Source organism: Microseira wollei NIES-4236 (genome assembly GCF_020521235.1).
In the GTDB taxonomy this organism is placed as follows: domain Bacteria; phylum Cyanobacteriota; class Cyanobacteriia; order Cyanobacteriales; family Aerosakkonemataceae; genus Microseira; species Microseira wollei.
Genome location: NZ_BLAY01000084.1, coordinates 1 through 25,697 on the forward strand (window position 1 = coordinate 1; position 25,697 = coordinate 25,697).

A 25,697-nucleotide genomic window follows, 5' to 3' on the forward strand; every position below is an offset into this window, starting at 1 on the left:
GGGTTGGTGACGCTGACCCGATAATCTCCAAACGGCAAGTTGGGGAATTGGTAGCGTCCATCTGCCCCGGTGGGGGGCGAGTCTACCGTAGTGCCATCCGGTCTGGTTAACCGCACGATGATGCCCGGGATGCCCTGTTCCCCTGCATCTTGTACTCCGTTGCCGTTGGCGTCGTTGTATACTGTGTCGCCAATTGTCCCGGTTTGCGCTGGTTGTTGGGTAAAACCAAAATCCGCCGTTGGAATATTGGAGTTTTGGGCGTTGACCGCAATCGGGTTGGGTTGGGTTTGGGTGGGATTGAACCCATTAGGTGGGTTGGTGACGCTGACCCGATAATCTCCAAACGGCAAGTTGGGGAATTGGTAGCGTCCATCTGCCCCGGTGGGGGGCGAGTCTACCGTAGTGCCATCCGGTCTGGTTAACCGCACGATGATGCCCGCGATGCCCTGTTCCCCTGCATCTTGTACTCCGTTGCCGTTGGCGTCGTTGTATACTGTGTCGCCAATTGTCCCGGTTGTTGGGTTAGTTAAGGTAACCGATGCCGTGGCTTCCCTGAGAGTTGGATCTTCGGTTGAACGAACGTTAGCTAAGTTTGTTAATGTGTTTCCCTGGAAGTTAGCTGGCACTCGGAAAGTCACCTCTAATTGCCGCTCTTGGTTAGGTGTCAGCGTACCCAAGGTACAAGGAAAGGTATTTTGACAGGCAGGGTCGCTAACGGAGACGAGGGTTACCCCTTGTGGCAACGGATCGTTCAACACTACGCCCGTCGCCGTCGCAGTGCCGATTCCTCTGTTTCTGACCGTAATCCTAAAAGTTACGTCGCTACCGCGGGGTGCGGTATTGGCGAGCGGTGTTTTTGTAATATCCAGTAGGGGACTATCAATAGCTAAAGTAAAGACACCGGGGTAGTAAGCCTCACCCGTATTGTTAGTGCTAAAAGTAAATGTGGCGCTGCTTCTGTCGTTGCCCATCAGATCAGAAATATTAGCACCTGTGAGCAAATCGATGTCAATACCCAGTTGGTTATTAAAATTTGGCTCTCTGCTGTCGGTGAAAGCGCTAATAGTGCCGTTGAAAAAGTCGTTTTCGGGGCTGGTGGGATTTGAAAGTGGCGTGTTGTTGAGAAGAACTCTATCCCCAGTAATAGTTGCATCCCCGTCATAAACAACCATGCCTAGCTTGGTTGTGAATGCGCCGCTACCAGGCGTTCTAAAACCAGACAGAGTTACGCTTTCCCTAGCCTCAGTGCCATTTACCGAAGTGAATACCGTTGTCAGGCCATCGAAAACCGTCAGATTGCGGTAAGGCTCGTTCGGGTCGTTATACACCACGACCAAGCTCCAGCCTGCTTCGCTGTTTGGTTCTACTGTAGACAGGACATCGGCGACCCCATACGTACCACTCCTAGCATTTCGTACAAGGGGGGTTACGTCAGCAAATCCTTGGTAAAACTGCCTTGCTCCCTGAACTTGAACATCGGCAGCTGTCAGGGAGGTGTAGTTAGCCTGCCCAGGTGGTTTAAATTTGACTTGATTGCGTTGTTGAGCGTTGGTCGAAATACCATGCCAGTATAGACCTGCCCAAAGAATTGTAGCGCCAGCAGGTATGTTGAGTTGGGCGGTGCTGGAGTTGAAGGTACTAGCATCACTGTCAACATCCAGATACTGCATGTTGTAGAACAAGTTGTTGGCGTTGGCGGTTGAGTTGCTATTTTGAGCTGTGCCGCAAGCAGGCCCTGTGTTATTGTTAACTGTCCTGGGCGGGTCTGAGCAAGTCATCAAGGTGTTACCGATGATGCGAATATCTCCCGTCGCGTATCTGGTGTTTTCTGGATTTCTCGGCGTCAACTGGGACAAGGCTGGCTCAGCCGTTAACAGCGTTCCCAGAATCGGCAGCGCCCAAAAGCTTTGCTTGATTGGGGCAAGGAAACGGTTATAGAAACTAGGGCGACAAGACCCAGGGGCGTTCAACTCTCTCACAACCTTTTTAAACAATGCACTCACGGCGGCTCTACCTTGGCGTTAGGACAGAGGATGGAATCGACCGGATAACGGCGTTAATCGCCGGTTCGGAAGTACCATATTGGGGATGGGTGGCGATCGCGCTCACTCTTTCTCCCGGTGGCAAAGCAGCAATTTTGAGCGAGAACAAGCCTTCTGCATTCGCTTCTGTAGTAGCGATCGCAATGCTCAATGGCCCTCGCTCCAAGCTGTTTTCACCCACCCGGTAAATTTCCACAGTTGCACCCGGAGTCGCCTTCCCTGCTAAAGTTACGCTCCCATCCGACGGTGCGTTGAAAAATTCCCGACTGACAAATTGCGGTGCATCAATGCCAAAATTCCCGGTTTTCCGTCGCTGTTGATGGCTTTCCATCCGGGGATTGGGGCCATCCCCGATTTGGTAAGCATGGACATCGGTATTCAATTGCGTTACCAAGTCAATACTCAATCCGCGCAGTCCCGAAAACTGGTTCGCGCGAATCACGTTGCGATCGCTATTCGGAAATGCCGCCACCACCACCCCAGGTCCCGGTTGGTCGCTAATCCGATTGTTCGCCACCTCGTGGTCTTCTCCCATCAGGTATATTGCGGCTCTTCGGTAGCGTCTGCCGTTACTGGCGATCGCATTAGAGCGAATCTTCGCCGACCCATTTGGTTTAAACAAATAAATCGCGCTCCCCGCATTATCCCGAATGATGTTCCCCACTATTTCTGTGTTAGAAATTACACCTTCCAGCCGAATCGCATCGGGCATTCCCGCAAAGCCATTACACTCCAAAATATTTCCTTCAATCAGCAAGTTATTCGCCGCCACGGCGGTAATAATAGCGCTACCATCGTGATTGGCAATAATATTGCCCCGGATTGTCGTCCCCAAGCTATTAAAAACGTAGACGCCAAACGCCGAAGTTCTAGGCAATTTCGCCGGTTTGGCACTCAAATACCTAGCAAAAAACCCAACCAAAGGACGGAAAAACGAATCCGTAATCGGCGTTTCCGGCGGTTCTGGAACTTCTTCCGCAATATTTTGCGGTCTTTGTCGCGCGAACACCCGCAGCCTTCTACCATCTTGTGAATACTCCCCCACTGGCGGAATGCCCAACCAATTGTTCTCGATCAACACATTTTTTGGTGGAACATCGCGGCGGCGGTATGGAAAGCTACTCGCCGGAGGTTGCTGTCTGCTAGTATCCGGCGGCGGTAAGCGGTGAGAAATAAAGATATCTGCGGGGGGCGTCGTTGCCGTCGCCCTATGACGCGAAGTAAACCCGTATACACTCAATCCCCGTATTATTACGTTATCCGCAGCAACGGAAAAGCCGCGTAACACCTCGCGACCGGGTGCGGGCAAGATCGCAATCACCGGACGGGAAATAGGCGGCAGGACGACGGGCGAGCCGAGGGGCAGTTGGGCAGAGGAGCAGAGGTGCAGAGGTGCAGAGGAGGAGATGGGGAGATGGGGAGATGATGGAGATGATGGAGATGAGGAAGACTCTTGAAGTAGAAGTAATTTCTTCCCCATCTCCCCTGCTCCCCTGCTCCCCTGCTCCCCTGCTCCCCTGCTCCCCATCTGCGTCCCCATAGGGGCAGCGTTATAACCGGGTTGAGTAGTGCCATCGACTACCACGGGGACGCTTAACGGCGGTAACACCTCGGTCAGGCGGATGGTGGTGGCGGTAGGCGGTAGGTTAAATTCGATTCTGGAAGATTCGCCAGATTGTAGGGGTGAGACTTGCGATCGCTCTACCCCAGAAAGCCGCTCTAGCGGTAAAGTACCATTGACAACTTCAATCGCCTCGCGCAAAGTCAGCCCCTCATCCGCCTGCACCGGGCCATCTTGGTTACTATTAACTACTACCCGCAGCGGTACAGTAGAAGCCAACACCCCATCGGATAAAAGCAAACAGGAAACCGCAAACCCTAAAAAATAGGTAATTGGTAATGGGTAATTGGTAATAGACTTTCTATTACTTATGACCCATAACTTATTACCTCGTGTGCAACCTATCGCGTTCATCGGTAGTGAATCCTAACTCATTATTTGCCTGGTCAGTGGTGTTCTATAAAGTTAGTTAACTCATCAAAAATACTCAAAAACTTCAGCGTTGCTGCCAGCGGTTCTGTATGGGGTTTCAACTCTGTCTGCGACTCGGATACAGATGCATCTTCCATACCCGAACTTATCGGTAAATTAGCAGCAACGGGAACAACTTCGCTTTCTCTTTGTTGACGCGGTACAACTCTTTGGCGACCAAATCCACCAAACAGTTCGTTAACCTTAAACGTTACTTGGAAATACGGTCCGCCTTCGGATCTAAAACCGCTAAAATCCCGGTCATCCACGCTACCGAAACTATAACCCAACCCCAAACGCAAATCCGGCGTCAGATAATAGCCAAACTCCGCCGCCCAACCCCATTCGTTGTAGTCTTCTTGACCAATCCAGCGCACCTCACCAGCAATGTCGGTTCTGTACCCCAAGCGGTAAGTTGCCCGCAATTGTGCCAAGTTTGTCGCCGTATTATTGCTGTAATTTCGGGCTAAATTAAAATCGCTGATGCGAAACGCATATTTGCCGTAAAATTCCCAGCGCCAATTCGGAGCATAAATCGCTTCCAAGGCAAACAAATGATCCGTTGAATCCGTACTGGTTCCTTGGAGAATTTCATCATAAGTTTGGGCGGGATTGCGACGAAATTCATACCGCATCAAAGCGTTAAACTTATCATCCTCCGGATCGCGATAAGCAAACCCAACTCGCAGGTTAATCGTATCATCTAAATCCCGCAACAACTGGTTAGAAGAATTCGCCTGGTAATAGCGCAACAACGCCGTAATCGAACGAGATATTTTGCCCGCCGCCCCCACTTCGATTAGCATATTGTCACCGCGAAAACTGCCGGTGCTGTATTCAAAGCGCCCGCTGGCTTTGAAATCCGGATTATCGGTATATTCGAGTCCGATACTATAGCTATCGCCAGAACCTAATCCCAAGGAAGCGGCACTTTGTCCCACCGCAAAGGGTTGGGGAAACCGTCTCCCCGCAGCAGTGCGACCAAAGATATTGTCCGAAACTCGTTCGTAACCCAGCAGCAAGCGCAGTCCGGGTGCAATCCGAATCCGCGACCTGATTCCCAGCGCCCCCTGTCCGATGACATTCCCAAAACCGCTGAGGACCGAATAGCGGCTGCTCATCGTGGTATCTTTAAAAAGTTCCCGCTCGACTATCGTGTCTAAACTGGTAATCGAGTTGTTCGTTAGCAGTCCTCCGTCAAAAAACTGGTGCGCCAGTCGCATCGTCACCCCGGGAAACGCCGCCCAATCTAACCCAAAAGTCGTGCGAGTCGGATAAAGTGGGTCGCTTGAACCTCCTAAGTTTTGTTCGTGTTGGGCGCGGAATGTCAGCAGCGGCGACCTCGCCCCCTCGTTGCTCAATCTTTCTAGCAACGGCACGTTTAACCGGGCTACGATCTGGTTCGCATCCTCATCCAAATCTCCCGCCCGGTCTTCCCGCACGCGGTTGACGTAACTTAAACTGAAATCTGCCCTACCAATTCGCTGGCGCAGTCCCGCACTAAACGTGTTGAGGGTATTATCCAACCGACTGCCGGGACGCGCTTCCACCCCTGGGTTAAATAAATCGGGCAAATCCGTTCTTACCGCCGAAGCAATGCCGAAATTTCTTTCGTAGTCGTATTGAACTTCTAGCGCCGTTGTGGTAGTAATTGCCGCCGAGAGCGAAGCGCCGTAACGAGTTTGACCGGGTGAAAAGCTAACAGTGGCATTGTTGAGGAAGTTTTCTTCCACCGAACGGTAGTAGGCGCGTCCTGCTAACCAGGATGCGATCGCACCATTCACCTCCAAACGATACGCCGACCCGCTGCGATTCCCCCGGAAAATAAAATCATTATTCGATCTGGCATATTCCCCCACAATCCGTCCGTTGTTTCCCAAGGACACCATGAAATCGAATCCAAACAGATCGAATTCCCGCATCCCCATATCTTCCCGCCAGTAGGTCACCCCAGCAAAAGCAGGACGATTGATCGATTGATTAAAGTTATACTGCAACCGCCCCGCAACGATGCTGGTATCGCTCCCGCCTTCGTGTTGGTAGGTGACCACAATTCGCCGCACCAGCAGCGACGAAGCCCCCGCCGTCCCGGTATTGAACAAGTCAAACTCGGTAGCTTGGATAGGACGGCGGAACCTCAACGTACCTCGGTCGTAATCGATTTCGTAATCGGGACCCCGCGATAGTTGTCGGCGTTCTAAAACCGTACCCGGTCGGTTAAGTTCTTCGGTTTCAATAAAAATGTTCTCGCTTCCCGGTACAACCAAACGACGGGATAAAAAGTACAACCCGCTAGTCCCGTCGGGGACGATCGCATCCCGCTGGAATCCCTGGGTATCGGGAGAAAACAGCGCCGTTACCTGGAGGCTGCCAAAACTGTAATTCGCTTTAAACCCATGCAGGGCGCGGTTGTTGGCGCTAAACAGTTGGGAAGCTCTAGAAAATTCGTTCGTGTAATAATCCCCCCACATACCGTAGTCGGGTTCGCCTCCCGGCCTGCGGGAAGCACGCTCAAACCGGACGTAGAAGCTATCCCTAGAAGGAGTAATGTAATCAACCCTAGAACTATCCCCGTAGACGGGATATTGTTGTTCGCAAAACTGGATACCGCCAAAGATGCGGTTATTCCCATCGCAAGTTTGATTCAGGGCGCGCGCCGTATTAAACGCCCCGGTAAACAACCATTCTCCCACCGGCCCGGTGGCAAATAAGGCCGCATCAAAGTCAACTTCCGTCCCGCCCAAGTCGTCGGGGTTGAGGAAGTCGCGCATACTACCCCAAAAGTTGGTTCCCCGCGGACCAATTCTCAAATTAGCGACACCGGAAACAATCGAGGGACGCAAGTTGGGCACAAATTCCACTTGGGTGTAAGCAACGATTTCCGCTGGTTCAGCTTCGTCGAAGTTGGAGAAGGGCGGTTGTTCGCTGGGGAGTCCATCGGGACTGTAGGGGGTGGCGCGTTCTCCGGCTAAGCTTCTACCCCTAACTCCCAAAATTGCTGCCCTGACGCGGACTTGCTGCGCTTGCAACGAAGATTGCAATGAGACTGTAAATCTGCCGTCGCGGGCGATCGCTTGAAATCCAGGTTGGTCTTCTTCTTGGTCAGCACCGACAAACTGACCGGCACTGGTAGTTAAAGTCACAACTGTGTCCCCTTTGAGGGGTTGGTTTTCTGAGTCGGTAATAGTGCCGGTAATCGTTACAGTTGAACGACCATCGGCGCGCACGCTCCTGTCGCCCTCTGGTAATATTTCTAACTTCGCTGCATTATTTTCTACATTCAGGCGCACTTCCACCGGCGCGTCATTACCTGCTTGGACGGTAATGACGTTTTCCCCTTGTCTGAGGCGGATGTTGTACCAAGTTTGGGTAATTAGGTTTTGAGAAGAGTCGCGCTCTTTTTGGGTGGGGGTTTCGGGGTCGAGGGTATTGCCGTTGATTTTAATTTCTAGGGTTTGGTCGGCAGGATATTGCACAATCAGGCTGGTGGTGCGTTCTCCAATCGTCCCCGGCTGGGGATTGAGGATTCGCACCCCAGAACTTGCCCCGGCGGGCAGTTGTGCGTTGAGTTGTAGGGGCCCGTTTAACGAGGCCAGAAACCGGGTTTCTGAGTTTCTGGTAAAACCCGCCCCTACCTCACTACTTGCTTGCGCTACAGCATCCGCGTGGGTCAGCAGTTGCGGTTCTGCACCAGCTTCTGCCTTTGGCTGGTCAGCTGTGGAAGATTTAACCAAATATCCGCGTTTCCACGTAGCCTCCCCGAGGGAGACTTCGCTTGCTGTCTGCTTGGCTGGGAGAAGCTCATCAGTAGTCAGTAGGGAAAAAGATTCCTCTTTCTCCCATCTCTCCCCAACGGGTTTTGAGCCACTAGACGCGCTCTGGGAGACTTCGTTTGCTGACTCCACGGCTTTTAGGGGGTTTTCGCAGGGTAGCGAAAGATGCTGCCCTATGAGGTCATCTAAGTGGTAACCCGTAAATGCCCTGTCTTGACCCGATGCCAATATCTCGAGGGCGGGTTCATATAGGCTGTTCGTTTGAGGCAGAGATAGTGTGTCAGGCCCGCCCCTACACAATAAAATCTGGTCGTTTACTGCTTGGGCATTTGCTGGTGGCAAAACTACCACCACTCCCAGCAGGGTTGGTATAAAAAAGTCCCGAAAAGTTGTCATTGAGCGAAGCCCCAGACAAATCGCACAGAAAAATATCAATGGTTAGCTTTTTTCAATGCCCCCTGCAATCAATTAAAAATTCAAAACCCAATTAATTTTGAAGTTTTAATTATTCGATTGCTCTTCACCAAATGCAGGCGTTACCCCAAAGTTCATCCTTACTGTTCCACCCGGTTCTAGGCGGACTAGACGCGACTGACTATTTCTTTCTATGAAATACAGGTTGGGCGCCAAAGTGTATCCCGGTAAGCTGCTCAAATCCAAAGTCCCAGTTCGATTACCCGCAATTACGTTGGCAACTGAAAATAGTCCATTGGCATCGGTGGTAACGCGATTGCCATCATCCAAAAAGATTACCGCATTCGGTACACCTGGTTCTCCTGGTTGTTGCTCGCCGTCAAAGTTTTTATCGACGAACACGCGACCGATTAGCGTACCACAATCTGAGACAATTCCGGGACGAATTTGCACTCTGTGACTTGCCACATTACTCCTGATATTTCGCCCTCTGCTAGTGCCAATCACTTCCGCTACGTTACGACCATTACCTCTAATCGCATCTGGCGTCAATGTCACGGCATAAACAATATTAAGAATTTGTCTCGGCGCTAAGTTTAGCGGAACGCGAAATGTAATCCTTCGATTGGAAACATCAGGGTTAGGTAGCTCTACACGAGTAGATTGGTTCCCATCTGTCAAGGCTGCTTGTATTGATTTAGCCTGGAAGTTCAATCCTAAAGGTAAGGTGTCTTGAACTTCTAAATCTCTGACGTTAGCTTGCCCCGTATTTCTCACCTGTAGGCGGTAAACCACAGTATCTCCGGGTTCTGCGGCAGCTTTATCTGCCGTTTTTATCACCTCTATTGTGGCTGCAACAACAACTGCATTCACCGAAGTTTGGTTCGATTGAACGTTCTGCACCGCTCCCAGAGCAGCATCTTGGAAGTTGGCAGTGCCCGTGTTAGTAATTGTAACGGTTTGAGCGGTGGCGCTTGACCAAAGGCCCGATACTAACCAAGGGATTGCGAGGGCTACTAAAAGCAATCCTCCTTGCCCAAGTCGCTGTTTCACAAGTTTCATTACAACAAGCTACACAGATTTTCATACTCCCATTGGGAATTCTTTTTACTATCTGCGTTTTTAATTCTACGAACACTTCCAAGCTTTAGTCAATAGGCAGATAGCATTTCATTTATTTTTCCTTGTATTTTAAACTTAACATCCGTCAGGACTTACGCGCACCCATCCGGGTTTCTCTGAAAAATCGTCGCTTTAGCACTAGAGAGCGACTTCAGGACTTACGCCAAGAAACCGGGTTTCTATAGAGAGCGAAGCAGAAATCCGGTTTCTAACATCGTCGTGGGTAAGTCCCGCTCCGTTATCGCCAATTTCTACAATAAAGATTGAATGTGATAAAAATGTGAAAATTTGACTCGTTATCAGTTTTTTCCCCTCCAGCAAAACTGAATGGAAACACAAGTCTGTCACGCAACTCCAACTTAGACGTTACCAGACTTAGAAATATTTTTTCCAGCTCAAATCTCAATCCTGGCAATCTGTCATTGGTTATCAAAAACTCTCAAGATTGCCTAGTGGCTATAACCGAGCAAAAATCGGCGACAAAATGCAGGTAAACGCTAAAACTATATCTCCTTTACAGCCATTTGAGCAAGTTCTAAAACATCTGTACAATCAAGATGTAAAGAATTGTAAACAAGTATGGCAGACAAAGTAGTTGTTGTGATCGGCGCTACAGGTGGGATTGGTGCGGCCTTGACGCGCAAACTAGCAACATCGGGAGCCAAGTTAGTGCTGGTAGCGAGAAATAGCGATCGCTTAGAAACTCTAGCCTCCCAGCTGTCCATCGATCGAGGAACACAAATACTGAAGGTGTCTGTTGATATCACCGACCGGCAACAGGTGGAAGACCTGATGAAAAAAACTGTTGCCCACTTCGGTCAAATAGACGCTTTGGTTAACGCTGCTGGTGCTGGGGTCTTAAAGCAGTACAACAAAATCGAACCAGCCGAGTTAGACGCGATGCTGGAATTGAATTTAAAGGGTAGCTTCTATACTTGTCAAGCAGTAGCGGAGGTGATGAAAGAGCGAAAAAGCGGTCATATCTGCAATGTGGTGGGAATTTTGGGCAAACACTCAATGGCAATGGGCGCAGCTTACTGTGCCTCGAAATTTGCTGTCGTGGGCTTTAGCAAGTGCATGGCGGAGGAGTTGAAGCGTTTTGGCATCAAGTTCACCCTGTTTTACTTTGGCGGCGTCGATACGCCGTTTTGGGACAATATCAGCTTGAAGGTAGATCGCGCCAAAATGCTCAAAAGTGAAACAGCGGCCCAGGCGATTGCTTTCGCGCTCAATTCCCCCCCAGAAGCCGTGCCGATGGAAATTAACATCCAACCAGAAAGCCACCTGTTTTTTTGAGGGGCTAGTAGAAACCCGGTTTCTTTGCCTAAGTCCCGATCCAACCAGAAAGCCACCGGTTTTTTTGAGCGACTAGAGGCTAGGGATGACCGATGAGGGAATCCTAGTAATCAAAAGCTCTTGTTTCTGGCTCTAGCCCCTGTTGGGGTGAGGCGCAAAAAGCCGCGAAAATGTCAAAATTTAGAGGCGGATAAGCTAAAAACTAGATTTTCAAGCGTTATGAAAATTGCTCGCGTTCACTTCTACGTGGAAGATGCAACGGTGTGGCGTGACTGGTTTGTCCGCAGGCTGGGCTTTCAAGCCGTAGCAAAGCGTGAGTGCAGCAGCACGCGCACGGAAGTAGTCACAAGCGGTTCGATCGTTTTTCAGCTATCCTCACCCCTGTTACCAGATAGCCCAGTTGCCGTTTTTCTGCAAAAGCACCCAGAGGGTGTGGCAGACTTGGCTTTTTACGTCGAGGATATCGCAGCCGTCTTGACTAGAGCAGTCAGTCAAGGTGCCCAGATATTACAACCGCTTCAGGAACAACCACAGGGGGAAGGCAGCCTGAAATGCGCCACAATTTCCGCTTGGGGGTGTTTGAGCCATACCTTAATCGAGGCCCAGGAGCAGGGGGGCCCAGGGGCCCAGGGGACTAGGGGAGAAATGCTTGATTCTCACCTGCTCGCCTGCTCACCTGCCCAGTCCCCTGTCTACTTTACCAACATCGACCATGTGGTGTTAAATGTGGCAGCTGGCGATCTAGAGCGTGCTATTGCTTGGTACGAGAATGTCTTGGGTTTTCAGCCGCAACAGGATTTTAAAATTCAAACCGAGCGGTCGGCTTTACGCAGTCGGGTGATGTTTCATCCGAGATCTCGCGTACAATTACCGATCAACGAACCTGTGGGGGCGAATTCTCAAATTCAAGAGTTTTTGGATATCAATCGCGGCCCTGGTGTCCAGCATATTGCTTTGCAGGCGATCGATCTTGTGCAAGCGATCGCCTGCCTGCGTCCTCGGGGCGTCGCGTTTCTTGAGGTTCCCCCTGATTACTATACCCAGTTGGAAAAGCGACACCGACTTCCCCTCACCCCGTCTCAATTGCAGCAAATTGCCCAGCAGCAAATCTTGGTAGATTGGCAGGAAGATGGTGCTACTGCCAACGGGGAAACCCCGCCCTTACTGCTACAAACCTTCACAAAGCCAATTTTTTCCCAACCAACTTTCTTTTTTGAGCTGATCGAGCGGCGAGTTGGTAGCGTCAGGGGCGAAACAAAACTTGCCCAAGGATTTGGGGAAGGCAATTTTCGCGCCTTGTTTGAAGCGATTGAACGCGAGCAGATTCAGCGAGGATCTCTCCGTAGTACTTGACGCGGTCATAGATAGTGAATCATGGCTAATGGCTAATGGCTAATGGCTAATCGCCTCTAGGAGCCGGAATAGGAAACCCCCTATGACCAATTACCCATTAGCCTCGTGACCACGGCAGAGCCTAGTAACGCCATTAGCTGCGATAATCTGTAAAGGAAAATAAATTTTTATTGCCCGATGTTAAGAGTGATTACTGACTTCGATGGGCCGATCGTGGACGTTTCGGAACGGTACTACCGGGTTTACCAGTTTTGCCTGGAAAAAACTAGCCGTCAGGATCGGTCAGTACGCCAGCTATCGAAGGATGAATTTTGGCAGTTGAAGCGCGCGCGGGTGCCAGAATGGGAAATAGGGATGATTTCAGGGCTTGACCCGGAGCAAGCCCAAGAATTTGCCACCATGAGGCGGCAAACCGTGCATACGCTCCCTTATTTTCACTATGACGAGTTGATACCCGGAGCCGTTGACGCCCTGGAAAAAGTGCAGCAAGCTGGGGTAGATTTGGTGGTGATGACGATGCGGCGAGAGATAGAGCTGGATTATGCCTTGGAACGTTTCGACTTAGGCCGATTTTTTCCGCCAAATCGACGCTATAGACTGAGTAACGACTATGTTAAAACCCAGGATATCGATGAAAAGCCGCTGTTGATGCAACAAGCGCTCAAAGAACTGCCATTAGCAGAAGATACGTGGATGGTGGGGGACACGGAAGCCGATATAGTTGCTGCCAAAACCAACGGGGTGCGTGCGATCGCAGTTTTATCGGGAATTCGCGATCGCGTGGAGTTAGAAGCCTACTTACCCGACTGGATCGTCAACGATCTGAGCGCAGCGGTAGATTTAATTTTATCTCAATGCCCACAAAAAATTTCAGCTTAAAAGGTAGGAGCCTCATATTATGTCCTTGGGCAACGGTTGTGTAACTGCTAATAGCTAATCGCTAATGGCTCTTTTGGCAATTGACAATTAGCAATTAGCAAGCGAGCAATTAGCAATTAGCCATCGATACACTACCGATCTCTCGCGGACATGATATCGCACCTACCCGAAGCGAGGTGTGAGATGAATACCGCGTGAATTGCCGTGGGGCTAACAGCGGTGTCTGAACTATGTTTAACGCGACAAGATACCAGCACTGCAATTCAGGACTAAAGCCCCTGTCACACGGGTACACATAATCATTCATTCAGCTAGAGTTATGACCAAGGTAGGGCGTTTGAGTTGGTGAATTAAGCAGATCTAACACATGGTCAAGTTTACTCTTCCCATCAGCTTCTGGATCGTAGAGACGGTAATCAATTACCCATAATTGGCCTGTTTCAGGATTAACATACAGGCAATTAACGCGCACCAATGGCTTTTATGACTCGGTGTTCATTCCCACTATATTGTTTTCGCGCTAATTCAATTTCTTGGCTATATCTTTTATCTAAAACTGTGTCATCAAAAATTATATAACCTTGCTAGTGATGTTGAATTAACGACTTAACGTTTTCCCACAACAGGTGGCGGCTGAGTTTTTCTCGGCTCAAATAACGATTAATTTGGTCGTGACTAATTGTTTCAACTGTGGACTTAACTTTAAATTTGGAGACTTAATAGAGATTGACATAAGTGAGAATATCCCAGCTCTCCATCGACATTGCCACGACGAAAAGACTGCCAATGATGGTAGTAATGGTATTCCAGACAAAGAACCGAGTCATTCAGGAGCCGGATGATGGAAATCTATCAAGTCCGGTTCTGTAAGAGAGGGTGGAGAAGTGATTCTCCACTCGACTCTAACCCCACTATCAAACGCCGTAAAGGTGGCATGGGGATAGTTGGTACTATCACCGATGATACCTGTAAGGAAGTTCTACGCATTCTAAGGCGCTTTGCGCCACGGGAAGCTCGGAAGCCCCAGAAGCCTACACCTACCCGCTAGGGAGGTGTAGGAGCGTCACCGGAGAAAGCTAGAAACCAACCACAGCAAGATCAAAGTTACGAGGGTGATAAATTGCTCATCTTTTAAGGGGATGCTGGCAATTGGAGTCGAGAGCAAGCTGTAAAACAGTCCCCCCAACAGCAAACCCACCAGCAAGCCGAATAGAGTCAGCAGTATGGCTCGACCAAACAGATTTTCCTTGCGATTGAGAAAATAAAGGCTCAACCCGATGCCCAAAGCCAAGGTTAGTTGCAGAATCGAACTATTGCCAGGGGGCAAAAAAATGCTCAAAGCTCCCAAACTCCCGAATAAACCAGCAGGCAAAAGAACGTCTTTTGTACTGGGAGTATCAATCAGCCGTTGCAGCCAAGCCGGAGATTGCTGAACCGGGGTGGGTGGAGTACTGGGAGGAGCAGTTGTCAAGCGTTCGGGAAAGCGAACGCCTTCGGGAACCTTGATTTTGCCTTCCTGGCGCATCCGCAGCCGCTCCATCAAAATGGCATCGTAGGCTGTTTCTAGCATTTCTTGTCGCTGGCGATCGCCTAAGGACTCAGCGAGCAAGCGATCGCGAGCCGCTTTAATTTCATCAAACGAAGCATCTTCGGTCAACCCAAGTTGTTCGTAAGGATTTTGAACGCTCATCGAAAACCTCCAACAGATCCCATACTAGCCGCAACAAGCCCGTTTCTGACCCTACAAGGGTCAAGATTAGCGCCATTGTAAAGCAACCACACCCAAGAGACATTAAAGTGTGGGCTTTTAGTAGCCCTGAACTATTTGTGTGGATGCCCACAAATAAACCGAACCGAGGGGGCTGTTTACACCAGCCCCCAAAACTGGAATTATCTTAGCTCTATTCAAAAGTTCGTGACGCATCAGGTGGGGCGTAGGCTCGTGCGATCGCCCTGGGAGATACCCAGACACAAGCCCAAGCAGCGGAAAACACTTTTATAGAATAGAGACTTTAATCGTCAGGTGGGGCATACTAATGCAGAGTGCATAGGAAGTTTTGTTAAAGCGATCGGCAAAATTGCCTCAATATTGACAAAGCGTTAAATGTAGAAGTTTCTCGATTACAGGTTGTTAGCATGACCGAGTTCTCGACTGATAATCATCTAAAATGCAGGATACACAATAGAAAGGAGAATCTATCGTCAGCCAAGTCGATCGGTTACTCCCAACCCCATATTCAACCCACCCGTTCGTCTGTTAATCCTCATGTGTTAGGGGAAATGGTAACTATGGATCGCGCCAAGATTCTTGTTGTTGATGATGACCCAGCGGTTCGGAACCTGATTTATCGTTTCTTGACTAAGCAAAATTACCAAATGGAGTCGGCTGCTGACGGTAAGACCGCCATAACGGTATTTGAGCAATTTAACCCGGATCTGGTGATTTTGGATGTAAATTTGCCCGATGCCAATGGCTATACCCTTTGTCAAGAAATGCAGGGTCGTACTGGTGTGTTTGTCTTAATGCTGACAAGCCGCACCGATGAAGCCGATAAAATTACAGGGTTTGAAAAAGGTGCCGATGACTACCTGACCAAACCGTTTAGTCTGGGCGAGTTAGGCGTCCGGGTGGGAGCCATTTTAAAGCGCCAGCGGGCTGTGACTCAGGCTGTACAGCAACGTCTGATGTTCGACCAATTAATCATCGATCCGGTGCGCCGGGAGGTGATGCTGAACAACCAGAGCGTATCTTTAACCGCCCTGGAATTCGACCTGCTGCATTTTTTGGCTTCCCATCCGGGTAGAGTTTGGCGTCGTTCGGAGCTGATTCAAGCTGTGTGGGATTACGAATACGTCGGAGATCAGCGCGTCGTTGACGTTCATATCGGTCAAATTCGCAAGAAGATCGAAACTGATGCGGATCAGCCAGCATTGATTCACACTGTCAGGGGCGTTGGCTACAAGTTTGAGCTTCCCGGTGCTAAACCAGACAACGGTAAGTAGTCATTTCTGGTAACGCTTTCCACCACCCTTCAACCCGCCTTGAAACTAACCCCATTCCCCAAGCTGAGTCTTGGGAATTTTGGGGTGGGTTGGTTTTTGCGGTGCTTTTGTTTTGGCGCGCATCTACCGCCATGCAATTAAGGTATCTAACACTTTGGTCAAGCGGTCATGGGTCATGGGTCATGGTAATTCCCCTCCCCGACAATTACCCATTACCCATTACCCATTACCCATCAAGCCGAATGTCTGAATAGGGTTTCCAGGTATACCTGAGCCGCCCGACGATAGCTGAGCGACGCTTCTTTTGTGTTGCCTTCTCCATTCTGAAGCAAAAACAGGGACAGAGCCGCCGTAAACACCCGGTCAAGATCCCAGTCGGGATGGGTTTCCAGGTAGAGCGTGAGCGATTCGTGTAGGGCTTCTGGAATTTCTGCCAATATACTGACTGTCGCGTTCATACAATTCCTCTGTGAGTCATGGGTCATAGGTCATCGGTCGTGGGTCATCAGTCACAAACTAATTAACCCAGGTTGCTAGTTATCAGCTTTGGCGGTGGTCATTGGTAATAGGTAATAGGTAATTGGATTGATTGGTGGTGCAACCCTGATCGTTACCAATTACCCTCGTGACCACGGCAGAGCCTAGTAACGCCATTACCAACATCCTTGGATGTAACTAGCAACTTACGTTGATTGCTGTCCGGGATGTGACCATTTGCGCCAGCGCCACCAGGCTGCTTTTGACATATTTCTCTCTATATGCTTCGCCACTGACTGATGACTCCCACTTGTAGGTGGGTCGCATCATTGTCTGCTAAGAGGGGGTGGGGTTGTCAATGATGCGAAATGTTACAACTGCTTTCTGAAACGAAAAACAATAACGACAGAATCAGCTTTTGGGCTTGATATTTGTTACATAACTTAAAAATAAGGGGGGATTTGGCGGCTATTGGGTGCGCTCGGGAAACAATCCCCAAGCAAACAGGAAGACAAGGGTCATGGGTGAATCTTTGTGGAAAACCGCAACCAAGCTGTGGAAAAAGTGGAACGGTGCTGTGGAAACGCTGTGAAATCTATGGGGAAATTTTGGGCGAAAGATAAGAATTGCAAAAATTTGGTAGTGATGGGGCAAGGGCAGGTGAGCAGGTGAGCCCAGAAAGACTCTAGATGAGGGTTTCCAGGATAAAACTAAGCTTTTTGCGATTTTACCCCCTTACTTGCACAGCTGCTCACTTGCTCACCTGCTCAATTGCTTACACGCTCCCTTGCTCCAAAACTGTATAAACCTGGCGCTGCTCGAACAGGTCAACCAGGTGGGGGTTGAGTTTATTTTTACTAGCGGCGGTTTTGAGAATCTTAACCGCGCTCTCTGCTGATATCTTGTCCTTGTACGGGCGATCGCCAGCGGTCAGCGCGTCGTAGATGTCGGCGAGCGCTAAAATTTGGCTGGCAATTGGAATTTGTTCTTGTTTCAATCGTTGCGGGTAGCCAGTTCCATCCAGCTTTTCGTGGTGGGACAACACGATGCTGGGGATATTTTTCAGATCGTTCGTCCAGGGAATCTGCTTCAGGAAATGGTAGCTGTAAGTAACGTGAGCTTCAATTGCTAACCGCTCTTCGGGTGTCAAATTTCCTCTGGGAACCATCAGCTGCGCCATTTCTTGAGTAGTCACTAAGTACTGTAATTTACCGTCTATATCTCTGTATTGATACTGGGACAGTTCTGTCCATAAAGCTAGTTCCTCGTCAGACAAAGGCTGAAATTCTCTCGTAATTGAGCTTTCTGGTTCGTTAATTTTCAGGAGCAGTTCCCATAACCGATCGAGGTTTTCCATCGCTTCTAGAAGAGATGTATCAAATTTTACTAACTCTTTGCTGGGAGGAGCAAAAGAATGCTGCTGTTGAGATAAGTTTTGCAAATACTGGAACTTAGCTTGGGCGGTGTCCAATTCCAGGGTGCGCCCCGCGACGGCAAAGCGCTGACGAACGATCTCCAGTTGTTCGGGGGAGAGTTTTTTTAGCCGGTGCAAAAGCGCTTCGGGGACGCCGACTTCGCCGAAGTCGTGCAGCAGGGCGGCGTAGCGGATTTCTTGCAGCTGGCGGGGGCTAAAATAAACCGACTCTAATGGCCCGGAAGTGACTGAATTGACCTCAATACTTAAAGCAACGCTCAAGGCGGCGACTCGCTCGGAATGACCGTAGGTGGTCGGATCTCGCTTTTCAATCAGCTGGATAGAAGCTGTGACAAAACCCTCGAACAAGTTTTCAATACTTTCTTGCAGGTGGTTGCGCTCGATTGAAATTGCTGCCATTGAAGCCAAAGAGCGAACTATTCGCGCTTCCCAATCTGAATAAGACTGGGTGACATGCTTGACGTTTTCAGGGTTGACAACGGTATCGGGTTTAACTTTACGATTGATCAGTTGCAGTACGCCAATTACTTCGCCCTGTTGGTTTTGCATCGGTAGCACCAAAACCGAGCGAGTTTTATAGGAAAAATCGCGGTCAAAGTTGGTGTCTAGCTGATAGGGAACTTCTGGTGGCAAATTGTAGGCATCAGGCAAGTTTAAACTTTCACCCGTCAGCGCCACGTACCCGGATAGACTATTGTGAGTGATGGGCATGGCGAATTCCCGAAACGTGACCTGGGGAATCGAATCGTTTTGGGCTGCTTTAAACAGTAGCTTAGCAATGCCATCGTTGCGGTCAATTAAATAAAGGCTGCCAGCATCGCTACAAGTAATTTCTCGACTCTTCGATAAAATTAATTCGAGTAATTTTTCCAAAGACTGGCTGTTAGAAAGGGCGGTGCCGATTGCCAACAGCTGTTCTACGAGTTCCACCTGTTCGGTAGATGCCAAAAGCAGTTCCTGATTCTGAGCGCTCGCCAGCTGGGTATTGAGAACCATAGTGAATTTGTCATCGAGAAAACGCGATTATTAGCTCTGTCTTTTTGGTTATTTGACGCTCGGACATTTTGAGTTTAGCGAATCAAGGGACAATCCTCACCTTAAATGCGGCAAGGGGGCTGCCGCTAAACCTGCGCGGAAGTATCTCGCCGGAAGGCGAGTACCGCCATAGGTTTAGCGTCTGGGGAATTGCCGCCAATAAATAAATTGAGCGCGAGCGTTTCCTTATTTTTAAGATGCATATTCGTAGCCATCAGCTTTGTGAATGGTTGTTAGATATTTCGGATGCACGTCAAAACTCTTGCCTCCTGTAGTTAGCTTGAAGCTTGGTTTGAATCGAATAGCAATTCGACCAGTGTAGGTTCCTGCATACTTCGGAGTTAAAACTTCGGCTTTAACTATATCGCCCGTCTGGAAACCCATGAAGAACTTTTGAGCGGGTGCATGACGAATAGGAAAGCCGTAACGGTCGGTTTTGCAACGTTGCCTTTTCCCATGTCCTTTTGCTTTGATTAGTAAGGGTTTGACACCTTTAACAAGAAGTAATTCTTGCGTCGATGCACCAACACAAGCCGCATCAGTCCAATGAGTTTTCTCAATCCCCCTGGTCTGGCGGTTGAATTTAGTACGCCCTCCAGTTCCCGTTTCAACAGGCAGTCCAATAGACTGCAATCGCCTAAACAATTCCCACCGAGTAGAATTGACCGCCGCCGCATCTTTAAGTGGTGTTTTATGGGACAAGATGCGATTGAGCAAGTCTGGTTTCTTCTTCAAAAACTGCTCAATGGATTTATTACCTTTTTTCTGATTGCAGTCATGGCAAGCCAAACACAAGTTACTAACTCGGTCAGACCCGCCTTTGCTGCGAGCTAAGATCTGCTCGATTTCCAGGGGGATATTTTCTGCATCGCAGTAGACACATTTTCTACCCCACTTGGTTAGGAGGTACTCTTTGACCTCAAAGCCAAATAGTTCTCCTCTTTGATACTCAACACCTGATACTTCAGGATTAGATAAGGCGTGGGTGTCAAACCTGACTAATTCCTGAGAGATTGCGGTAACTGGGCATAGCCTTCTTAGCCTGTTTACCCAAGTCAAAACGTTAGAAACTCTGCTTTCAAGACTGGGGGGAAGCCATCCTTCCGGCCGCGTTCTATTCAAAAAACGAGGTTTTCTATAACGAGTCTTTCTGTTACGCCGTCCCCGTCTTAAAGCAGCACGACTTAATAACGAATCCCGAATAACTTGACCTCGGTGAGAAACTTCCAAGGCACATGTTACCCGTCCAGTTTCTTCTTGAACTACGGCAAAGCCAGTCACCTTACTACCAGGGTCGATTTTGATTCGATGTGGGTGAGTTGTAGATTCTTCAACGGTTCTATCCTGCATCACAATTGTGAATGGATAGGGTTTGAACACCTTAACTCTACCTTTTTTGAGCAGTTCTCTTGCCCGTGCTGGATGGCAGGGTTCAAGAGGAAAGAGATTTTTATCTAATACGAAAACGCGCATTACTGCACCTCTCATTTCTGGTTAAGGTTGCAAGGACGCTGTTAAGACTCGGTACTTTCTGAGTAACACTGGCTTTCCCTTAATGACCTGTTTAATTATCCAGTTGTAGAGCAAAGAACTGGCACGCATTCTTTGGTACGAACTTTAACTCTTGGTCTTAACGGCTGCTAGGAATTCCTAGCCGTCTGGTCAACAAGCGCGCAGAATGCGCCCACACTGTACACGTAGTGTCAGTGTGCGGTAGTTGACAGCGTGCTTTTGCGGTGTGGTTATTGATTCCTGATACGTTAGTCTCGCGTACCTACTGCTTGACATCTGTTGGTTTTGCGGGTGGGTTAAATAACACTTGAATCCCTAGGGCGGCTAGACCGATGGCGATCAGGCCAAAGATGCCGGTGGCAAGGGCGCTGACGCCGACGACTAGGGTGCGAACGGCGACAGTGATGTTAACTACTGTAAAGTTGTCGGATTGAATTGGTTTGCTGGCAAAGCTAGAGGCGATGGATGAGGTGAGGGAGTATAGGGCGATCGCCAGTCCTGCCGCTACTACTGCACCGCTCAAACAGCGCAGCGGTCCCGGTAGCGCCGATCCAGAGGGATTTGGCTGAGTGGCTCCGTCTTGAGTGGGTGTTGGTTCTGTCATAAATTGCGATTGTTTTTGGCAATTGTTAGCAAAAAGAAATCAAATAATTAGTTGCTAATTGCTAATTGCTAATTGCTAATATAGCATTGTTGCCGAGCGAGCCATTAGCCAGCCATTAGCAACTTGAGTTAGTCAAGAATTTCCGTTGTAAAGCTTGGTTAAATTTGACTAAAAACGGCGATAGTTTGATTAGACTACTCTAATTCCAGTTGCGGTGAACTGAGCTAAAAAGAAATCTAGACCGGGGTCGAGAATCCCTGTTGCTACTTGTTGCTGAACGAGTTCTGCTTGGCTGCGAGATTCTGTTAGCGCGAACACAGTCGGGCCAGATCCTGACATCATCGTACCTAAAACACCAGCTTTCTCAAATGCCTCCCGCAATTGCTGCACTTGGGGATATTTTGGCAAAACGACTCTCTCTAAGTCGTTGTGGAGGGATTGACCAATTTTAGCTGCATCTTTGTGGGCGATCGCGCTCACCAATCCTCCCGAATGTACCCTCGCCGATCTTTCTTTCAGGCTTTGCGGATCGGATACGTAGGAACTGCTATACTGCTGTCGGTATGTCTGATAAGCCCAAGCGGTGGAAACGCAAGAGCTGCGGTGTTTGGCTAAGACGACGTGAAGGTTATCCAAGTCGGGTAGGGGGGATAGTCTTTCGCCTCTCCCGGTAGCGATCGCCGTCCCACCCCCGATGCAAAATGGAATATCGGAACCCAACATGGCGGCGAGTTCCTGCAATTCCGATTGAGTTAATCCTAGTTGCCACATTAGATCTAACCCTACTAAAACGGCGGCGGCATTGGTCGATCCGCCTGCTAACCCGGCGGCGACGGGTATGCGCTTTTCTATTTCGATATCGACGCCGCCAAATTTGGCAAAAGCGTTGGGAAATTGGTTTATCATTAACTGCGCCGCCCGATAGGCCAAGTTTGTTTGATCTAAAGGGACTTGGGGATGGTCGCAGTGGAGGCGGATGTTGTCCGTGCCATTGGCGTGTAAGTCGATCCCATCGGCGAGGTCGATGCTTTGCAGGATCATTGCCAGTTCGTGATAGCCGTCCGGGCGATCGCCTAAAATTTCCAGATATAGGTTAATTTTGGCTGGGGCTAACAGGGAGTAGGAACGCATTCGATTTGAGATTTTAGATTGGGGGTAAGTTGTGACTCAATTCGACCCACTGGGAGACGCCCAGGTCTTCGGCGCGGGCTTGCGGGTTAATATTTAATTGTTCCAGCAACTGGGTTAAGCGATCGCTCTCTACCACCGATTTCAAATTATTTCGTAACATTTTCCGCTTGGCGGCAAATCCCAGTTTCACCAAAGTCTCTAACCGTTTCGGATCGGCGGCGGGGGGTGCTGTTAATCTGGGGCGCAAACGCACTACGGCAGAATCGACTTTGGGCGGCGGGTAAAACGCTGGCGCTGGTACGGTACAGATTAACTCGCAGTCGGCTAAGTATTGTACCCGGACTGATAAAGCTCCAAATGCTTTTGACCCCGGTTTGGCATATAATCTTTCCGCTACTTCTTTTTGCACTAGCAGCACGATTGACTCATAGGGTGCTTCTGCGGGGGCAGAAATTGTACCGAGTAGTTTCTCTAAAATGGGGCCTGTGATGTTATAAGGTATATTGGCAACAACTTTATTAGGTTTTTGAAACGCCGGGAAAGGTTCTAGTAAGGCGTTTAAATCGAGTTCGAGGAAATCGCCTTGCAACAGCAGAAAATTTTCGGTTTTTCCCAGTTGTTTGGCTAATTTATCGCATAAATCCCGGTCAATTTCTACGGCGACAACGGACTCAACCATAGGCAAGAGTCGTTTTGTCAAGATGCCCGTACCTGGACCGATTTCCAGGATGCGATCGCTTGCTGATAATTCGCCTGCCTCTACGATCTGGTTCAAGGCTTTTTCGCTTCTCAACCAGTGTTGAGCAAATTGTTTTCGGGGTCGATGATTCATTAAATAAAGCTTAAGTTTGTTACTTAATCAATAATTGGTATTATAGATTACAACTGAAAGCAAAAGTCTATGAATATATTAGTCTATTTGCTTCCGAGTTTATTGTTTTTTTCCACATCGTTGAATGAGGAGTGAGGGGAACATGACAAGATATAGTCGGCGTAAATTTATTTTGTATGGTTCTGCGGCATTAGGTACGAGTATCTTCCTGAAAGCTTGCAACACGAGTACGCCAAATACGCCACAAACGACTGCCACGACGCCAGCAGCACCGGGCGCCGCAGCAACTCCGACGGCATCGCCGGTGGCAGCAGCGAGTGGAGATACAATTAAGGTGGGCATCCTGCATTCCCTGAGCGGGACGATGGCAATTAGCGAAAAAAGCGTTGTAGATGCCGAACAATTAGCGATTGAAGAAATCAATGCCGCAGGCGGCGTTTTGGGCAAGAAAATTGAGTTTATTGTAGAAGATGGTGCTTCGGATTGGCCCACTTTTGCCGAAAAAGCCAGAAAGCTAATCGACCAAGATAAAGTAGTAACAATCTTTGGCTGTTGGACTTCTGCCAGTCGCAAGGCGGTGCTACCAGTTTTTGAAGAAAAGAAACACATGCTTTGGTATCCCGTCCAGTACGAAGGGCAGGAGTGTTCTAACAATATTTTCTACACGGGTGCTGCCCCAAATCAACAAATCGAACCATCGGTAGATTGGCTGTTGCAAAATAAAGGGAAAGAATTCTTCCTAATTGGCTCGAATTACGTTTTTCCGCGCACAGCTAATACGATTATCAAAGCGCAGTTAGTAGCCAAAGGCGGAAAAACGGTCGGTGAGGATTATTTGGAATTGGGGAATACGGAAGTCACGCCGATTATTACCAAGATTAAGCAAGCTTTGCCGAAGGGAGGGATTATTTACAATACCCTCAACGGCGATAGTAACGTCGCCTTTTTCAAACAGATGCAAGGCGCTGGATTGGGACCAGATAAATATCCGACGATGTCTGTAAGCATCGCCGAAGAAGAAGTCAAAGCAATTGGTCCAGAATATCTCAAAGGTCATTATGCTGCCTGGAATTACTTTATGACCGTCGATTCCCCAGCTAATAAGAAATTTGTGGACGCTTTCAAAGCCAAATATGGGGCAGATCGGGTAACAAATGACCCAATGGAAGCAGCTTACATTGCGGTTTACTTGTGGAAGCAGGCAGTAGAAAAAGCGAAAACAACCGATTTGGAAGCGGTGAGAAAGGCGGCGTTAGGCCAAACTTTGTCAGCGCCAGGAGGAACGGTAACGATGGAAAATAACCACCATATCGCTAAGGTGGTGCGAATTGGCGAAGTCAAAGAAGACGGTCAATTCAATATTGTTTTCGCCACGCCTAAAGCAGTTTCACCGATTCCTTGGAACCAATTTGTAGCAGAAACAAAGGGGCTTTCTTGTGATTGGTCAGATCCGGCTAAGGGAGGGAAGTTTAAAATTTAAGATTTAAGATTGAAGATGGCAGATTTAAAAAATATAAAATCTGCAATCTTCAATCTGCAATTGAAGCGGGGAAGGGTAATGGAAGTATTGTTGGATGTTTTATTTAATGGGCTTAGTATCGGCGCGGTTTTGCTAATTGCGGCGCTGGGATTGGCGATTGTGTTTGGGTTAATGGGCGTGATTAACTTAGCCCACGGCGAGTTGATGATGTTGGGCGCTTATACTACTTTTTGTGTCCAAAATATATTTAAAGCTTTGGGCGGCACTCTGTTTGAAAGTTATATCTTTTTTGCTTTGCCTTTGGCTTTCATAGTTGCTGCTGCTGCGGGATTAATATTAGAGAGGGGTGCGATTCGCTTTCTTTACGGACGCCCGTTAGAAACTTTATTGGCAACTTGGGGTGTTAGTCTGATTTTGCAGCAGTTTGTCCGCAGCGTGAACTGGGTGCTGATAATTGGCATAGTTTTGTTTTGTTTGTTATTTTTTGGCGCGATGTGGATTCTGCGTCGCCGTCCGGATTTCGAGCGAATTCGCAATTGGGTGGTGACGGTAATGTTACCGCTGTCGTTGGGGGTGGCGATCGCATTCTGTTCTTTTTTAGCCCAAACTTATAAACTAGCGGTGACTAAACCTTGGTTTGGCGCTCAAAATGTCGATGTCACTGCACCTAAATGGCTGCGCGGTGGGTTACCCCTCGGTACGTTACAATTACCCTATGCGCGGTTATTTATTATTGGTTTGACTATTATTTGTATCGTCGGCATATATCTATTTTTACAGCGATCTGCTTGGGGATTGCGAATTCGCGCGGTGACTCAAAATCGCAGTATGAGTTCTTGTTTGGGTATTCCAACTGCTAAAGTAGATGCGATTACGTTTGCTTTAGGATCGGGATTAGCTGGTGTGGCGGGATGCGCTATTAGTTTACTCGGTTCTGTAGGGCCAAATACAGGACAAAATTATGTGGTAGATACGTTTATGGTGGTGGTTGTCGGCGGGGTGGGTAAGTTAGTCGGTACAATTGTGGCTGCGATCGCTATTGGTACTGCTAATTATCTCATCGGTTCGGGTACTCTGGCGCTATTGCTAACACCGATAAAACCACTGGCGGATTTCTTTACCATTTTTGCTACAACCAGTATGGCAAAGGTGATGGTGTTTGCTTTAATTATCGCCTTTTTGCAGGTGCGCCCCGCTGGTATGTTTCCGCAAAAAGGACGTACTGTTGATGCTTAAGTAAATAGATATTGAACCGCGAAGACGCGAAGAACACGAAG

General features: G+C 48.8%; 17 protein-coding genes and 1 pseudogene. 6 read left to right on the top strand and 12 right to left on the bottom strand.

All coding sequences use genetic code 11. The features are described from left to right. The 4 genes from MiSe_RS25545 to MiSe_RS25560 form a co-directional block, all read right to left on the bottom strand. A partial coding sequence (locus MiSe_RS25545) for an SdrD B-like domain-containing protein (RefSeq protein ID WP_226585996.1) occupies nt 1-2,003 on the bottom strand: 2,003 nt, incomplete at its 3' end. A gap of 7 nt (nt 2,004-2,010) precedes the next feature. After that, nucleotides 2,011-3,903: a right-handed parallel beta-helix repeat-containing protein gene (locus tag MiSe_RS25550; RefSeq protein ID WP_226585997.1), complete on the bottom strand. Its 1,893-nt coding sequence runs from the start codon at nt 3,901-3,903 to the stop codon at nt 2,011-2,013. 146 nt (nt 3,904-4,049) lie between these two features. Then, on the bottom strand, nt 4,050-8,243 hold the full coding sequence (locus MiSe_RS25555; protein WP_226585998.1) for a hypothetical protein: 4,194 nt from the start codon (nt 8,241-8,243) through the stop codon (nt 4,050-4,052). 105 nt (nt 8,244-8,348) lie between these two features. After that, nucleotides 8,349-9,323, bottom strand: a complete 975-nt coding sequence (locus MiSe_RS25560; RefSeq protein ID WP_444980549.1) for a hypothetical protein — start codon at nt 9,321-9,323, stop codon at nt 8,349-8,351. A gap of 639 nt (nt 9,324-9,962) precedes the next feature. On the opposite strand from MiSe_RS25560, the gene MiSe_RS25565 reads away from it, so the two are divergent. From MiSe_RS25565 to MiSe_RS25575, 3 genes are all read left to right on the top strand, one after another. After that, entirely contained in the window at nt 9,963-10,679 is a 717-nt protein-coding gene (locus MiSe_RS25565; protein WP_226586001.1) for an SDR family oxidoreductase, read from the top strand. Nucleotides 10,680-10,898: 219 nt separating this feature from the next. Continuing rightward, nucleotides 10,899-12,032 carry a 4-hydroxyphenylpyruvate dioxygenase gene (gene hppD, locus MiSe_RS25570; protein ID WP_226586003.1) on the top strand — a complete coding sequence of 378 codons (1,134 nt, stop codon included), beginning with the start codon at nt 10,899-10,901 and terminating at the stop codon, nt 12,030-12,032. 177 nt (nt 12,033-12,209) lie between these two features. Further along, nucleotides 12,210-12,911 carry an HAD family hydrolase gene (locus MiSe_RS25575; RefSeq protein WP_226586005.1) on the top strand — a complete coding sequence of 234 codons (702 nt, stop codon included), beginning with the start codon at nt 12,210-12,212 and terminating at the stop codon, nt 12,909-12,911. Between the two features lie 346 nt (nt 12,912-13,257). On the opposite strand, the pseudogene MiSe_RS25580 reads toward MiSe_RS25575, so the two are convergent. Both MiSe_RS25580 and MiSe_RS25585 read right to left on the bottom strand, forming a co-directional pair. Next, nucleotides 13,258-13,600 (bottom strand): annotated as a pseudogene (locus tag MiSe_RS25580) (IS701 family transposase); the annotation flags it as partial. A 374-nt stretch (nt 13,601-13,974) separates the two neighbouring features. Next, nucleotides 13,975-14,601 (bottom strand): CPP1-like family protein, encoded by a 627-nt coding sequence (locus MiSe_RS25585; RefSeq protein ID WP_226586007.1) that lies wholly within the window; start codon nt 14,599-14,601, stop codon nt 13,975-13,977. Between the two features lie 599 nt (nt 14,602-15,200). Between MiSe_RS25585 and MiSe_RS25590 the strand changes: the two genes are divergently transcribed. After that, on the top strand, nt 15,201-15,914 hold the full coding sequence (locus MiSe_RS25590; RefSeq protein ID WP_226586026.1) for a response regulator transcription factor: 714 nt from the start codon (nt 15,201-15,203) through the stop codon (nt 15,912-15,914). Nucleotides 15,915-16,147: 233 nt separating this feature from the next. Here MiSe_RS25590 and MiSe_RS25595 read toward each other — a convergent pair whose 3' ends face one another. The 6 genes from MiSe_RS25595 to rsmA form a co-directional block, all read right to left on the bottom strand. Further along, nucleotides 16,148-16,372, bottom strand: coding sequence for a DUF2811 domain-containing protein (locus MiSe_RS25595; RefSeq protein ID WP_226586008.1), 225 nt, complete (start codon nt 16,370-16,372; stop codon nt 16,148-16,150). A gap of 794 nt (nt 16,373-17,166) precedes the next feature. Further along, complete coding sequence (locus MiSe_RS25600) at nt 17,167-18,822, bottom strand: HD family phosphohydrolase (RefSeq protein WP_226586009.1); 1,656 nt, start codon at nt 18,820-18,822, stop codon at nt 17,167-17,169. Nucleotides 18,823-19,053: 231 nt separating this feature from the next. Continuing rightward, nucleotides 19,054-20,334: an RNA-guided endonuclease IscB gene (gene iscB, locus MiSe_RS25605; protein ID WP_226586010.1), complete on the bottom strand. Its 1,281-nt coding sequence runs from the start codon at nt 20,332-20,334 to the stop codon at nt 19,054-19,056. A 301-nt stretch (nt 20,335-20,635) separates the two neighbouring features. After that, nucleotides 20,636-20,977, bottom strand: a complete 342-nt coding sequence (locus MiSe_RS25610) for a DUF3082 domain-containing protein (protein ID WP_226586011.1) — start codon at nt 20,975-20,977, stop codon at nt 20,636-20,638. 189 nt (nt 20,978-21,166) lie between these two features. Beyond that, nucleotides 21,167-22,108 (bottom strand): 4-(cytidine 5'-diphospho)-2-C-methyl-D-erythritol kinase, encoded by a 942-nt coding sequence (gene ispE / locus MiSe_RS25615; protein WP_226586012.1) that lies wholly within the window; start codon nt 22,106-22,108, stop codon nt 21,167-21,169. Between the two features lie 13 nt (nt 22,109-22,121). Beyond that, entirely contained in the window at nt 22,122-22,940 is an 819-nt protein-coding gene (rsmA, locus tag MiSe_RS25620) for a 16S rRNA (adenine(1518)-N(6)/adenine(1519)-N(6))-dimethyltransferase RsmA (RefSeq protein ID WP_226586013.1), read from the bottom strand. Nucleotides 22,941-23,082: 142 nt separating this feature from the next. Here rsmA and urtA point away from each other — a divergent pair, with 142 nt between their 5' ends. Continuing rightward, nucleotides 23,083-24,420 carry an urea ABC transporter substrate-binding protein gene (gene urtA / locus MiSe_RS25625; RefSeq protein ID WP_226586014.1) on the top strand — a complete coding sequence of 446 codons (1,338 nt, stop codon included), beginning with the start codon at nt 23,083-23,085 and terminating at the stop codon, nt 24,418-24,420. Nucleotides 24,421-24,498: 78 nt separating this feature from the next. Next, the gene (urtB, locus tag MiSe_RS25630) at nt 24,499-25,656 is read left to right on the top strand and encodes an urea ABC transporter permease subunit UrtB (RefSeq protein ID WP_226586028.1); all 1,158 of its coding nucleotides are present in this window, start codon (nt 24,499-24,501) and stop codon (nt 25,654-25,656) included. Nucleotides 25,657-25,697: the final 41 nt, after the last annotated feature.

What these genes read in the sequence shown, in the direction of transcription:
- MiSe_RS25555 (WP_226585998.1), bottom strand. Translation starts at nt 8,243, where the DNA reads ATGACAACTTTTCGGGACTTTTTTATACCAACCCTGCTGGGAGTGGTG.
- MiSe_RS25560 (WP_444980549.1), bottom strand. Translation starts at nt 9,323, where the DNA reads ATGAAACTTGTGAAACAGCGACTTGGGCAAGGAGGATTGCTTTTAGTA.
- MiSe_RS25565 (WP_226586001.1), top strand. Translation starts at nt 9,963, where the DNA reads ATGGCAGACAAAGTAGTTGTTGTGATCGGCGCTACAGGTGGGATTGGT.
- hppD (WP_226586003.1), top strand. Translation starts at nt 10,899, where the DNA reads ATGAAAATTGCTCGCGTTCACTTCTACGTGGAAGATGCAACGGTGTGG.
- MiSe_RS25575 (WP_226586005.1), top strand. Translation starts at nt 12,210, where the DNA reads ATGTTAAGAGTGATTACTGACTTCGATGGGCCGATCGTGGACGTTTCG.
- MiSe_RS25585 (WP_226586007.1), bottom strand. Translation starts at nt 14,601, where the DNA reads ATGAGCGTTCAAAATCCTTACGAACAACTTGGGTTGACCGAAGATGCT.
- MiSe_RS25590 (WP_226586026.1), top strand. Translation starts at nt 15,201, where the DNA reads ATGGATCGCGCCAAGATTCTTGTTGTTGATGATGACCCAGCGGTTCGG.
- MiSe_RS25595 (WP_226586008.1), bottom strand. Translation starts at nt 16,372, where the DNA reads ATGAACGCGACAGTCAGTATATTGGCAGAAATTCCAGAAGCCCTACAC.
- MiSe_RS25600 (WP_226586009.1), bottom strand. Translation starts at nt 18,822, where the DNA reads ATGGTTCTCAATACCCAGCTGGCGAGCGCTCAGAATCAGGAACTGCTT.
- iscB (WP_226586010.1), bottom strand. Translation starts at nt 20,334, where the DNA reads ATGCGCGTTTTCGTATTAGATAAAAATCTCTTTCCTCTTGAACCCTGC.
- MiSe_RS25610 (WP_226586011.1), bottom strand. Translation starts at nt 20,977, where the DNA reads ATGACAGAACCAACACCCACTCAAGACGGAGCCACTCAGCCAAATCCC.
- ispE (WP_226586012.1), bottom strand. Translation starts at nt 22,108, where the DNA reads ATGCGTTCCTACTCCCTGTTAGCCCCAGCCAAAATTAACCTATATCTG.
- rsmA (WP_226586013.1), bottom strand. Translation starts at nt 22,940, where the DNA reads ATGAATCATCGACCCCGAAAACAATTTGCTCAACACTGGTTGAGAAGC.
- urtA (WP_226586014.1), top strand. Translation starts at nt 23,083, where the DNA reads ATGACAAGATATAGTCGGCGTAAATTTATTTTGTATGGTTCTGCGGCA.
- urtB (WP_226586028.1), top strand. Translation starts at nt 24,499, where the DNA reads ATGGAAGTATTGTTGGATGTTTTATTTAATGGGCTTAGTATCGGCGCG.